The sequence below is a fragment of the Flavobacterium sp. FlaQc-48 genome (genome assembly GCF_044007335.1).
Taxonomy (GTDB): Bacteria; Bacteroidota; Bacteroidia; order Flavobacteriales; family Flavobacteriaceae; genus Flavobacterium.
In genome coordinates, this window is sequence record NZ_JBIPCR010000001.1 from 665,039 (window position 1) to 678,224 (window position 13,186).

Genomic DNA, 13,186 nt, shown 5'->3' on the forward strand with positions numbered 1-13,186 from the left:
CTTTCGTTGGAGTTTTTTTGTGCAAATCTTAAACTGAGGCTATTTTATTTACCTTTTCTACGCTTACGTTCTGCTTTAATCATAGACAATTCGCGACTTGTTTGTCCCGCTACAGAAGTATTTTCTTCGGCACGACGAATTAAGTACGGCATAACATCTTTTACAGGTCCAAATGGTAAATATTTCGCCACGTTATAGCCGTTTTCGGCAAGGTTGTAACTGATATTGTCACTCATTCCGTACAATTGTCCAAACCAGATTTTATGGTCGTTTTTAGCGATTCCTTTTTCCTGCATCATGTCCATTAGTTTATAAGAACTTAATTCGTTGTGAGTTCCTGCAAAAATGGACATCTTTTCGAGATGGTCCAACATATAATGTACGGCATTATCATAGTTTATATCTGTTGCTTCTTTAGAAACACAAATTGGAGAAACGTATCCTTTTTCTTCTGCTCTTTTGTTTTCTTTTTCCATATAAGCACCACGAACTAATTTCATTCCGATAAAAAAGCCTTCTTTTTTGGCGATCTCATGCAGATTTTTCAAATAGTCCAAACGATCCCAACGATACATTTGCAAAGTATTAAAAACAATTGCTTTCTCTTTATTGTATTTACGCATCATATCAGTAACAAGGTCATCAGCAGCATCCTGCATCCAGCTTTCCTCACCATCAATCAATAAAGCAACATCTTTTTTGTGTGCTTCACTGCATATTTTATCAAAACGTGCCACTACCCTGTCCCATTCTGCTTGTTCAGCAGGGTTCAAAATTTGTTTTTCTCCTAGTTTTTCATACAATTCAAAACGTCCTAAACCGGTTGGTTTAAATACCGCAAAAGGAATTGCAAGGCGCTCTTTGGCAAAATCTACTGTTCTTAAAGTCATTTCCAGTGCAGCATCAAACTGCTCTTCTTCTTCTTTTCCTTCAACAGAATAATCCAATACAGATGAAACCCCTTTTGTAAACATTTTATCTACAACACTAAGACAGTCATTTTCGTTTATTCCGCCACAAAAATGGTCAAAAACTGTTGCACGAATCAATCCTTCAACAGGAAGATGCGCTTTAATAGCAAAATTAGTAACAGCCGTTCCAATACGTACCAATGGCTCGCTGTCAATCATTTTAAAAAGAAAATAGGCTCTGTCAAGTTCAGTGTCGCTTTTTAACGAAAATGCAACCTGGGTGTTATCGAATATTTTTTCCATTAAGTTTAGTTTTTGTGCAAAGATAGAGAGTGTTTTGAATATTATTTACTAAAACATGCCAAATTTTTCAGTATCGTTAATAACATTGTGAGAACAATTATAGAATAAAGCAAGACTTTACTGTTTTTTTAAATTTAAATTCGAAAAAAATAAAACAAATAGCGTAAACCTTAATTAGAATCATTCGTTTTAAAACAAATTAGAACAAAAGTTTGAATATTATTTAGCTAAAAATGCCTTATTTTGCGCTTTCAATTAACTACAGAAATATGCAATCAATTCAGGCGAATAATTATCTTGTACATTTTAACCAAAATGCATACGAAGCCCTAAATAATCATTTAAAAGAAAATAAATACTCTAACTTGTTTATTATAGTTGATAATGAAACAAATGAGTATTGTCTTCCAAAGTTTTTACCTGTACTGGAAACCGATTTAACCATTGAAATCATTGAATTTGAAGCAGGTGAAATCAACAAAAATATAGAAACCTGTATTGAAATCTGGAAGGTATTAACAGAGCTTGGTGCTGATCGAAAATCGCTTGTTATTAACCTTGGCGGCGGTGTTGTGACAGATTTAGGCGGATTTGTTGCCTCGACTTTCAAACGTGGAGTTGATTTTATTAATATACCAACAACTTTATTGTCTATGGTAGATGCTTCTGTTGGAGGAAAAACAGGGGTTGATTTAGGAAATCTTAAAAACCAGATCGGTGTAATCAACGTACCTCAAATGGTTTTAATAGATACACAATATCTTGAAACATTGCCACAAAATGAAATGCGCTCCGGATTGGCCGAAATGCTAAAACACGGTTTAATATACGATGCGGCCTACTGGAAACAGTTTTTAGATTTAAAAGCAATTGATTTTGCCGATTTTGACGAATTAATTTATCGTTCTGTTGAAATTAAAAATGATATCGTAATACAGGACCCTACAGAAAAAAACATCCGTAAAGCCTTGAATTTCGGACATACTTTGGGCCATGCCATAGAAGGTTACTTTTTAGAAAGCGAAACTAAAAAAACGTTGCTGCACGGAGAAGCGATTGCGATTGGAATGATTTTGGAAAGTTATATTTCATTACATAAAAACCTGATTTCGGCAGCCGAATATGCAGAAATTAAAACAGCGATTAAAGGCATCTATGATGATGTAAAGATTGAAGAAAATGACATCGATCCGATCTTGGAATTGCTGATTCATGACAAAAAAAATGAATACGGTTTAATTCAATTTGCATTAATTGAAGGCATCGGAAAAATAAAAATTAACCAATCCGTTGAAAATAAATTGATTCTAGACGCGTTTCAAGATTATAAATCTTAAACTTTTTTTAATAAAAAGCTTTGCTTTAGGTGTATATTATTTTTTACATTTGCCACGATGAAAACAAACAACAAACAAAGACATTTTAACTCTTACAGAAACCGTCTCAACAGTTCCTTACTAAGAATGCTGGATCGTTTTTATAACAGCAAAAGTCCGTTTTGTTGGGATGTTTTTTTGTACTCAAAAGCAGAACATGAAAAACTGCAAATTGTATTTGCAAATATTAGGGTTTGAATTTTAGATTTAGCACAGTTCACTAAATTAAAAATGCATCTTAACTATTTACAAATAAATGAATACAAAATATTCTGATCTGATTAATCAAACGTACTATTTTCCACAAGAGGAATTTAAATTAAACAAAGACAACTTACAATTTCACAATATCGATTTGATGAAGTTGGTGGAACAATACGGTACGCCACTGAAATTTACCTATTTGCCGCAAATTTCTGAAAATATCAATAAGGCTAAAGCCTGGTTCAGAAAATCGATGGAAAAAAATAAGTACGATGCAAAATATTACTATTGTTATTGTACAAAAAGCTCTCATTTTGAATATATTATGAATGAAGCTTTCAAGAATAACATTCACATCGAGACATCATCAGCTTTTGATGTTAATATTGTGGAAAATTTGCTTGAAAACGGTAAAATCAATAAGAGTACCTACGTTATTTGCAATGGTTTTAAAAGGGACGAATACATTACGAATATTGCAAGATTAATCAATAGCGGACATAAAAATACAATTCCGATTATTGATAATTATGAAGAATTAGATTTGCTTCAGGCTGAAATTAAAGGGAAATTCAAAATTGGAATTCGTATTGCAGCTGAAGAAGAGCCTAAATTTGAGTTCTATACCTCAAGATTAGGTATTGGATATAAAAACATAGTTTCATTTTATAAAAAACAAATTCAGGAGAATGACAAATTAGAGCTAAAAATGCTTCACTTTTTCATTAATACCGGAATAAACGATACTTCGTATTACTGGAATGAGTTAGTAAAATGTATCAAAGTGTACATTGCACTTAAAAAGGAGTGCCCTACTCTTGACGGTTTGAACATTGGAGGAGGTTTTCCCATTAAAAACTCTCTTGCCTTTGAATATGATTATCAATATATGATTGATGAAATTATCAATCAGATTAAAATAGCATGTGATGAAGCCGAAGTTGATGTTCCAAACATTTTTACAGAATTTGGATCATTTACAGTGGGTGAAAGCGGTGGCGCAATCTATCAGATTTTGTATCAGAAACAACAAAATGACAGAGAAAAATGGAATATGATTGATTCTTCATTCATCACCACTTTGCCGGATACCTGGGCGATAAACAAACGTTTTATCATGCTGGCGGTTAACCGTTGGAATGATACATACGAGCGGGTTTTATTAGGTGGCCTGACTTGTGATAGTGACGATTATTACAATTCAGAACAAAATATGAACGCTATTTATTTACCAAAGTACAGCAAAGAAAAGCCACTTTATATTGGTTTCTTTAATACTGGTGCGTATCAGGAAACTATTGGAGGTTACGGAGGATTACACCACTGTTTGATTCCACAGCCTAAACATATTTTAATAGATCGTGACGAAAACGGAATTTTAGCGACTGAAGTTTTCTCAGAGCAGCAAACTTCTGATGATGTATTGAAAATTTTAGGTTACACAAAAAAAGTATAAAAAAAAACCTGCAAAATAAAAGTTAATATCTAGAAAATTATTAATTTGCAGTACCATCTAAAAGGTTAAACTTTTAATTCAAAAAAAACAAAAAAACAAAAACAAATGAAAGGACCAATCAGTCAGTTTATTGAAAAACATTATTTACATTTTAATTCTGCTTCTTTAGTTGATGCTGCAAAAGCTTACGAACAACAATTGGCAAATGGTGCTAAAATGATGGTAAGTATGGCTGGCGCTATGAGTACAGCAGAAATTGGTAAAATTTTTGCCGAAATAATTAGACAAGATAAAGTACAGATCATTTCATGTACCGGAGCCAATCTAGAAGAAGACATCATGAATTTAGTAGCGCACTCTCACTATGAAAGAGTACCAAACTATCGTGATTTAACACCAGAAGACGAATGGGCGTTGCTTGAAAGAGGATTAAACCGTGTTACTGACACATGTATTCCTGAGCACGAAGCATTTAGACGTTTACAAAAACACATTTACAAAATCTGGAAAGATGCAGATGACAAAGGAGAACGTTATTTTCCTCATGAATTCATGTATAAAATGTTGTTATCTGGCGTTTTAGAAGAATATTACGAAATTGATCTAAAAGATAGCTGGATGTATGCAGCAGCTGAGAAAAATTTGCCTATTATTGTGCCGGGTTGGGAAGACAGTACAATGGGAAATATCTTTGCTTCATATGTAATTAAAGGAGATTTAAAAGCTTCTACCATGAAATCAGGAATCGAATATATGACATTCCTTGCTGACTGGTATCCAAAGAATAGCACTAACGGAATTGGATTTTTTCAAATTGGTGGTGGTATTGCAGGAGATTTTCCTATTTGCGTGGTGCCAATGTTGTATCAGGATATGGAAATGCATGATATTCCGTTTTGGAGTTATTTCTGCCAGATTTCAGATTCAACAACGAGTTACGGATCGTATTCCGGAGCAGTTCCAAACGAAAAAATCACCTGGGGTAAATTAGATATTAAAACCCCTAAATTTATTATCGAGTCGGATGCTACAATTGTTGCTCCGTTAATTTTTGCTTACTTATTAGATTTATAGGATATTTATGAAAAGAGTTATAGTAGACTACGCTAAACTTACCAATGAAATTTTGAACCTTTTGGTTGAAAAATTTCCTGATGGTTATGATGATTCGGATGTTATCCGTTTTAGAAATGCTAAAAACGAATTGATCGAAGCTGTTGAAGTTCGTACTGAAGACACTATTTATTTAGTAAAAATTAGTACTAAACTTGCTGACAGAATTGAAAATTACGATGAAGATGATGATATCGACGTAGATGTTGATGTAATCGAGCCAGTAAAAGGTCTTGATCTTGATGATGATATTGACGACGATGATGATGACGATACGCAAGATAAACCAGATGTTGATGGTGGAGATGACGATGACGATGATGACAGAGATCCGGATGATATCGCCGACGAAGATGATGACGAAGACGAAGATTAATTAAAATCTTTTAAAATAAACTAAAGGAACTCAATTCGGGTTCCTTTTTTTATGAACTAAAAAAGTATTATTTAAAAATAAGAAAAGTACTATATTTAATTCTTTTTATTATATTTAATGCTTTAAAAATATCAGCCACATGAACTCAGAAATTTTACACGCCAAATTAAAAGAAAACTTTGGATTTGAAAAATTCAGACCCAATCAGGAAACTATTATAAATACCATTCTTTCCGGTCAGGATACTTTAGCTATTATGCCTACTGGTGGAGGAAAATCGATTTGTTTTCAGTTACCTGCTTTAGTATTACCCGGAATTACAATAGTTATTTCGCCATTAATCGCACTGATGAAAGATCAGGTCGATAGTTTAAAAACCAACGGAATTAATGCCTGTTATATTAATAGCAGTCAATCCGGCGAAGAACAGCAATTTTATATTGACAATTTAAAATCGAATACTTTTAAATTGGTTTATATTGCCCCTGAAAGTTTGTCGTATTTGGATGTTGTCTTTAATGAGCTGACAATCAGTTTGATTGCGATAGACGAAGCACATTGTATCTCTTCCTGGGGACATGATTTTCGTCCCGCTTATACCAATTTGGGATATTTAAAAAGCCGCTTCCCTTCTACCCCGGTTCTGGCATTGACGGCCACGGCTGATAAAGCAACGCGTACCGATATTACCAAACAATTAAATCTTCGAAACCCAAAAACTTTTGTAGCTTCTTTTGACCGGAAAAACCTGAGTTTAGAAGTGCGTCCGGCATTGGACCGTGTCAAACAAATTATTGATTTTGTAGAGGATAAACCCAACGAATCCGGGATTATTTACTGTTTAAGCCGAAAAACAACAGAAGAACTTGCCCTGAAACTGCAAAAAAATGGTGTTAAGGCAAAAGCCTATCATGCCGGTTTAGAAAATAAACTTCGTGCTAAAACCCAGGACGAATTTATAAATGATGATTGCCAGGTCGTTTGTGCTACCATTGCTTTTGGAATGGGAATTGACAAATCAAACGTACGATGGGTGATTCATTATAACCTACCCAAAAATATAGAAGGTTATTATCAGGAAATTGGCCGCGCGGGTCGCGACGGATTACCTGCCGAAACGGTTTTGTTTGAAAGTTATGCAGATGTGATTCAGCTTCAGAAATTTGCTTCTGAAGGTTTGAATTCAGATGTTCAGCTGGCAAAACTGGAACGAATGAAACAATATGCCGATGCATTAAGCTGCAGACGAAAAATTCTGCTTTCTTATTTCGGTGAACTCGTTAAGGAGAATTGCGGTAATTGCGATATTTGCAAAAATCCTCCAACATTTTTCGATGGTACGATTCTCGCGCAAAAAGCATTGTCTGCTATCAGCCGTTTGCAGGAATCTGAGCCTCTGGCTGTAATTGTAGATTTTTTGCGGGGCTCGAGAAACGCGTATATCTTCGAAAAAAATTATCAAAGCTTAAAAACGTACGGAATTGGCGCAGACATTTCATGGTACGATTGGAATCAGTACCTGATTCAGTTAATAAATTTAGGATATTGCGAAATTGCTTTTCATCAGCACAATAAAATTCTTTTAACTCCTTTTGCAAAGAAAGTTTTATTTGAAGGTGAAAAAGTAAAACTCAATACTGTTGTTAAAAAAGTAATTGATAAAAACGAAATCAAAGAAACAAAAGTCAAAGCCGCTAAAAATTCACTCTTTGAAATACTTCGAAAATTACGTTATGAAATTGCAAAAGATGAAGAAGTTCCAGCGTATGTAATTTTCAGTGATGCAGCATTGAGGCAAATGGAAACTTTACGTCCTATGAGTGATGAAGAATTCCTTGCTATTGATGGTGTTGGTAAAGTAAAACTCGAAAAATACGGACAGGAATTTATAGATGCAATTGTTTATTTTGAAAAAGTTAAAAATGCAAAAACAAAAGCCAAAAAAGAAAGTAATACGTATAAAGCAACTTTAGAGCTATTCCAAAATGGTATTCCTGTGCAGGAAATTGCGGAACGACGAAAGCTGGGGCTTCCTACTATTATTTCGCATTTGGCCAAATTATATATAGACGGGAATGATATTGACTTAAGTCAGTTTGTCTCTAAAGAAGAAGTGATGCAATTGCATAAAGCGCAAGTAGACTTAGAGTACCCCACTGCTTTAAAACCGTATTACGACCATTTTGAAGAAAAAATGTCTTATGATAAGATTAGATTAGGCCTTGCGATTGTGGAGAAAAATAAGTAATAATTCTCATTAATTGTGTTTACACCAAATTCCGCACTAACCAAAACAGACATGAGATGACATCGTTCTTCGTAATAACAATTATATAAAACAAAAAATCCTGTGAAATTAAATTCACAGGATTTTTTTATATTTAAAAGAAATTTTACAAATATCTTTCCTGAAAAACTTTTTGATGGTGTTTTTGGTGTCCAATGATGACAAAACCTAAAGCACGAACCGAAAGCTGGTGTGTTGAAGCAGTTCCTATTCGTTTAATTTGCTCTTCGGTAAGGCTTTTGAAAAACAGTAAAGTAGAATGCCTTACCGCTGAAAGTTCAGTAAGTAATTCCTGAATACTTCTTCCGTTTGCATTTGTGTTGTCTGCATAATCATTTTCTTCAAAACCCGGCAAAGCCGTTTTGTCATTTCTTGAAAATCGTAAAGCGCGGTACGCAAAGATTCTTTCGCTATCAATTAAATGCTGAACAATATCTTTAATCGTCCATTTTCCTTCCGCATAGCGATAATCAAATTTATCCAGTGGAATATTCTGTACAAATCGGATAAAATCATGCAGCGAAATTTCAAGTTCTTCAATTAAATTAATTTCTCCTGCCTCTTGAACATAATTTGCAAAAGGACCGGAATATTCTGTTTCAGGTAATTTACTTGTACTCATTTTTTTTAAGACATTTATTTTTACTTCAATAAGAAAACTATATTTTAAGCAGAATTTCTGCTGGCATTTGTATTTCCAAAAAGAGACCTGGTCACGATTTTTTCGTAGACTTTTATCAGTTCTTCATTGCCGTTGTTTTCTTTGTTTAATTCATTTATTTTCAACAAAGCATATTGTTGTATTGTCAACAATGGCAGTACAATACGTTCTCTTACCTGAATAGATGCTATACCATCAGGATAATTTTCCATCAGGGTTTTGTGACCTGCTATTTTCAATAAAAGGCGTTTTGTTTCAGAAAACTCATCAAAGATAATTTGCCAAAATTCACCAAACTCAGGATCTTTTCTCATGTAAGCTGTTAAAGGTAAAAATGATTTTGCCAGTGACATCATACTGTTTTCCAAAAGTGTTTTGAAGAATAAAGAATTGTGATATAAATCCTGAACTTTATCCCATTGACCACTTTCTTCAAAATATTTTAAGGCAGATCCCACACCAAAGAACCCGGGTACATTTTGTTTCAACTGACTCCATGAACCCACAAAAGGAATTGCTCTTAAATCAGCAAAATCCAATGATTCAGATTTACTTCTTTTGGATGGACGGCTTCCTATATTGGTTTTAGAATAATATTTTAGCGTGCTCATTTTTTCCAAATATGGAATAAACTTAGGGTGATTTTTAAAACTTAAATATTTATCATATCCTAAACCGGCTAACTGAGTCAGAATTTGAGTTTCTTCATCACTTAATTCGTTCTTTCCTTTACTAAAAACCTGATTGGTTACACCTGCGCTTAGCAGGTTCTCGATATTATAACGGCAGGAATCTAAAGTTCCGAAATTAGAACTAATCGTTTGTCCCTGAACTGTAATCTGAATTTCGTTATTTTCAATTTTTGGACCTAAGGACGCATAAAATTTATGTGTTTTTCCACCACCACGAGCCGGAGGACCTCCACGGCCATCAAAGAAAATCGCTTTTATGCCATATTTTCTTGAAATTTCTGTAAGCGCAATTTTAGCCTGATAAATACTCCAGTTGGCCATTAAATAACCGCCGTCTTTAGTACCGTCAGAGAAACCTAACATGATCGTTTGTTTGTTTCCTCTCGCCTGCAAGTGTTTAGAATATTCCGGATTGGTATACAATTGCTCCATAATCTGATGTGCATTTTGCAAATCATCAACAGATTCAAAAAGCGGAATAATATCTACTGTTGGGTTCTCCCAGTTGTTCAGTCGGATCATGGCAAAAGTCTCCATTACATTCAGGGCGCTTTCGTTGTTACTGATGATATAACGATTTGCTCCAAATTCACCATTTGCTTTCTGAATGGTTTTAATAGCCTGAACTGATTCTAATGTCGATTTTGTAATTTCATCATCAAAGTCGGCAGGATTCAAATCTCCTTTAACTTTAGATAAAACTATTAGTTTTTCATCCTCGGATAAATCAAAATAATTAGACGGAAATATGCCTGAGCCGGAATTTAAGTAATGATTCACAACGTCTTTAAAAACAGCATTATGAATTTTACTATTCTGACGAATATCCAAAGTGGCAAAATGAAACCCAAAAAGATTTATTTTTACTAAGAATGCTTCAAGTTCATCTAAATAAAGAGACTGATGTTTTTCAATAATAATATCGCGAATCAGATTTAATTGCGTCAGTAATTCGTCTAAAGTGATGTAAATCTCTCCTTTGGAATAAAATACCGAACGGTAAAGTTTATGTTCAAGATCAGTCACCAAAGTATCTACGCCTGAGAAAGTTAGCTTTCTTTTTAAATCCCTCATTTCGATATAATAACACTTTAAAATTGAAGTACGCAAACGGTCTGCAACTTTTAAGGTAATTTCTGTAGTAACAAAAGGATTTCCGTCACGGTCTCCTCCTGGCCAGAATCCAAGTTTTATTAATTGGTTCTGAATGGCATTTCCCTGAAGAATATTCTTTTGCAAATAATGCACAATCTCTCCTGAAGTTGCATAAAAAACATTCTCTAAATACCAGATCAGAGAAACCGCTTCATCATAAGGATTGGGTTTTTCGTTCTGGATAAAAGGAGTTTTTCCTAATTGCGCCAATAATTGTTTTATTTTCAGCAAATCGTTCAAACGAATTGCTTCGGTCAAATCATTGATAATTCCTAAAACGGGACCGGGATAAAATTGTGTTGGATGTGCTGTCAGAACTGTTCTGACATTAAAGTTTTCCAGGAATTCAATTAATTCATCATCTTTCTCCTTAGCGTCTGATTTTTCCTTGATATCACGTAAAGACCCACGTCCTTCCATATTGTTAACTTCTGGAAAGGCAGCGTCTTCAATCGCATCAAACAATACAATCTGACGTTCGATATACTGAATAAATCGAAACATAAGATCGATTTTCTCTGTTTCAGAGGCATTATTTAAGTATCGGTTAGAAAAGAAATCAAAAATTTCTTTTGGTGTTTCCTGTTTTTTAAACCCTGTTTCGCAAGTTTCCGTAAACAAAGGCAGTAAAACCCCGGTATTGTCTATAGAATCAAATGGTAATGTTATAAAAACACTATTGTAAATGTGGTATTTTGAGAGAACGTCCTGATTAAAACGTTCAATTTTTGGCAACGTGTACATAATCGTGTTGTAGTTGGTTGGTTAATTAGTCATAAAAAAACCCCAAGAATAAACTTGAGGTTATATTTAAATATAGCATTCAAGAAAGTTATTACATATTTTTAAAAATAGTATGCATCAAACGCTTCTTATCGTTTATACTTTCTTCTAATGAAATCATAGTTTCTGTTCTGTAAACACCATCGATATCATCGATCATGAAAATAACTTCTTTTGCGTGCTTAGTATCTTTTGCTCTGATTTTGCAAAAAATATTGAATTTTCCTGTCGTTACAGAAGCTACTGTTACGAATGGAATTTGATTGATTCGCTCTAATACAAATTTAGTTTGAGACGTGTTATTAAGAAAAACACCCACATATGCAATAAATGAGTATCCTAATTTATCATAATCCAAAGCCAATGAAGATCCCATTATTATCCCTGCGTCTTCCATTTTCTTTACTCTAACATGCACTGTACCTGCAGATATCAATAGTTTTTTTGCAATGTCAGTAAACGGAACTCTCGTATTGTCTATTAACATATCTAAAATCTGGTGATCTACTTCATCTAAACGAAATTTACTCATAATTCTTTAATTAATATTACTAATTGCTATTACAAAGTATAAAAATATATATAAAAAACAACAAATTCACATAAAAATTAACTTTTTATCAATCCGTTAACAAATTTAACATTTTTATTTAAATAAAAATCTGCTTTTTGATTCAATTTCGGAAAATTACTAAAGTCATCAGAATAAATAGCTCCTTTTGCATCGTATTCATAATGTCCAAAATAATTTTCCAATTCGCCCACTTCAACTATATAAGCGTTAAAATGAATCTTATTTTCAATCAATTCTTCTTTGTATTGTGCGACAAAATTCGTAATAATTTCGATACCATCATAATTTATTTTGATATTTTTATACATAAAATCATAAAAAACCACTTTATTTTGTGAAATATTCAAATAATCATTAATTCTGTTATCAACTAAATCGTTTTCGCTAATGAGTTTAAAGCTTGTAATTAGTGAGAAAAAGATGAATTTTCTGGTCATTTCTCTTTCATAATCATTCGGAAAATGACCGGCTTCAAATAGTATTGTTGGCGCTCCCAGAAACTGAAAAGTGTCTCCTATACAGTTTAAATTGAAGGAATCATCAAATCTGCCTATTTGTCCCGGAATGTATTTTTGCAATTCATCATTAATTCCTGCAATCAGATTAATAGCTTTTAACCGATTCTCATTTATCTCACGCTCTTCATTATAAGAAGGTGCTAAAAAAGAAACCGTTGCGGGTTTTCCGGTAACGCCGGCTCCAAATATAGTACGCTGATCGTGCAGGTTAAAGCAATAATGGGGTTTAAAAGTTTCGAAAACAGTTCTTAATACATTGCTTTCCGGTTGGGTAAGATTCTGGGAATCGCGATTTAAATCCACTTTATTGGCATTTTCCCGCGTATAAAGTCTTGCCCCGTCAGGATTTAATATCGGGATACAGTAAAATGTAAACGTTTTTAGCATTTTTTCAGCAAAATCAGATGCGACGTTTAAAACATTTATAAAGTCAAATAAGGCTTTCGTGGTGGTGCTTTCGTTTCCATGCATTTGAGACCATAAATAAATACGGATGCCTCCGGTTCCAATTTGGTAACTATATATAGGTTCTCCTAAAACTGACTGACCAATAACTTCTATCTTATTATTGGTATTTAATCTGTCTAATAAAGGCTGAATATGATCTAAAGTAAGATAACGACCTTCTATGGTTTGTTCTTTGTACTGGCTGAATAATTCTTCTAAATTCATTGTCTTTTGATTAGTTTACAAAAGTAAACATCTTTATTTTTACAATTGTAAACAAGTAAAAAAAAGATAAATTTAGTTTTGTAAACAGTTTTTTAGATCCTTAAT

The 13,186-nt window shown here is 33.5% G+C and carries 10 protein-coding genes; 5 read left to right on the forward strand and 5 right to left on the reverse strand.

The genetic code is table 11. From position 1 onward, the window contains the following. Positions 1–44: 44 nt before the first annotated feature. Positions 45–1,214, reverse strand: coding sequence for a proline dehydrogenase family protein (locus ACHRWY_RS02865; RefSeq protein WP_395352311.1), 1,170 nt, complete (start codon positions 1,212–1,214; stop codon positions 45–47). Positions 1,215–1,483: 269 nt separating this feature from the next. Between ACHRWY_RS02865 and aroB the strand changes: the two genes are divergently transcribed. From aroB to recQ, 5 genes are all read left to right on the forward strand, one after another. Further along, positions 1,484–2,551, forward strand: a complete 1,068-nt coding sequence (gene aroB, locus ACHRWY_RS02870; protein ID WP_395352312.1) for a 3-dehydroquinate synthase — start codon at positions 1,484–1,486, stop codon at positions 2,549–2,551. 295 nt (positions 2,552–2,846) lie between these two features. Then, entirely contained in the window at positions 2,847–4,250 is a 1,404-nt protein-coding gene (locus tag ACHRWY_RS02875) for an arginine decarboxylase (RefSeq protein ID WP_395352314.1), read from the forward strand. 105 nt (positions 4,251–4,355) lie between these two features. After that, positions 4,356–5,324 (forward strand): deoxyhypusine synthase family protein, encoded by a 969-nt coding sequence (locus tag ACHRWY_RS02880; protein ID WP_007811609.1) that lies wholly within the window; start codon positions 4,356–4,358, stop codon positions 5,322–5,324. A gap of 7 nt (positions 5,325–5,331) precedes the next feature. Next, positions 5,332–5,739, forward strand: coding sequence for a DNA primase (locus tag ACHRWY_RS02885; protein WP_395352316.1), 408 nt, complete (start codon positions 5,332–5,334; stop codon positions 5,737–5,739). 139 nt (positions 5,740–5,878) lie between these two features. Continuing rightward, the gene (gene recQ, locus ACHRWY_RS02890) at positions 5,879–7,987 is read left to right on the forward strand and encodes a DNA helicase RecQ (RefSeq protein WP_395352317.1); all 2,109 of its coding nucleotides are present in this window, start codon (positions 5,879–5,881) and stop codon (positions 7,985–7,987) included. Between the two features lie 145 nt (positions 7,988–8,132). Here the strand turns inward: recQ and ACHRWY_RS02895 are convergent, their stop codons facing one another. From ACHRWY_RS02895 to ACHRWY_RS02910, 4 genes are all read right to left on the reverse strand, one after another. After that, positions 8,133–8,648 carry a DinB family protein gene (locus ACHRWY_RS02895; protein WP_395352319.1) on the reverse strand — a complete coding sequence of 172 codons (516 nt, stop codon included), beginning with the start codon at positions 8,646–8,648 and terminating at the stop codon, positions 8,133–8,135. 44 nt (positions 8,649–8,692) lie between these two features. Then, complete coding sequence (locus tag ACHRWY_RS02900; protein WP_395352321.1) at positions 8,693–11,278, reverse strand: phosphoenolpyruvate carboxylase; 2,586 nt, start codon at positions 11,276–11,278, stop codon at positions 8,693–8,695. A gap of 91 nt (positions 11,279–11,369) precedes the next feature. Continuing rightward, positions 11,370–11,849, reverse strand: a complete 480-nt coding sequence (locus ACHRWY_RS02905; protein ID WP_008468989.1) for an Lrp/AsnC family transcriptional regulator — start codon at positions 11,847–11,849, stop codon at positions 11,370–11,372. A gap of 77 nt (positions 11,850–11,926) precedes the next feature. Then, a complete protein-coding gene (locus tag ACHRWY_RS02910) occupies positions 11,927–13,081 on the reverse strand; it encodes a M14 metallopeptidase family protein (RefSeq protein WP_395352324.1) in 1,155 nt (384 codons plus the stop codon). Positions 13,082–13,186 lie beyond the last annotated feature (105 nt).

Excerpts from the sequence above, each read along its gene's own strand:
- ACHRWY_RS02885 (WP_395352316.1), top strand. The coding sequence starts at position 5,332 with ATGAAAAGAGTTATAGTAGACTACGCTAAACTTACCAATGAAATTTTG.
- aroB (WP_395352312.1), top strand. The coding sequence starts at position 1,484 with ATGCAATCAATTCAGGCGAATAATTATCTTGTACATTTTAACCAAAAT.
- ACHRWY_RS02900 (WP_395352321.1), bottom strand. The coding sequence starts at position 11,278 with ATGTACACGTTGCCAAAAATTGAACGTTTTAATCAGGACGTTCTCTCA.
- ACHRWY_RS02875 (WP_395352314.1), top strand. The coding sequence starts at position 2,847 with ATGAATACAAAATATTCTGATCTGATTAATCAAACGTACTATTTTCCA.
- ACHRWY_RS02865 (WP_395352311.1), bottom strand. The coding sequence starts at position 1,214 with ATGGAAAAAATATTCGATAACACCCAGGTTGCATTTTCGTTAAAAAGC.
- recQ (WP_395352317.1), top strand. The coding sequence starts at position 5,879 with ATGAACTCAGAAATTTTACACGCCAAATTAAAAGAAAACTTTGGATTT.
- ACHRWY_RS02905 (WP_008468989.1), bottom strand. The coding sequence starts at position 11,849 with ATGAGTAAATTTCGTTTAGATGAAGTAGATCACCAGATTTTAGATATG.
- ACHRWY_RS02880 (WP_007811609.1), top strand. The coding sequence starts at position 4,356 with ATGAAAGGACCAATCAGTCAGTTTATTGAAAAACATTATTTACATTTT.
- ACHRWY_RS02910 (WP_395352324.1), bottom strand. The coding sequence starts at position 13,081 with ATGAATTTAGAAGAATTATTCAGCCAGTACAAAGAACAAACCATAGAA.
- ACHRWY_RS02895 (WP_395352319.1), bottom strand. The coding sequence starts at position 8,648 with ATGAGTACAAGTAAATTACCTGAAACAGAATATTCCGGTCCTTTTGCA.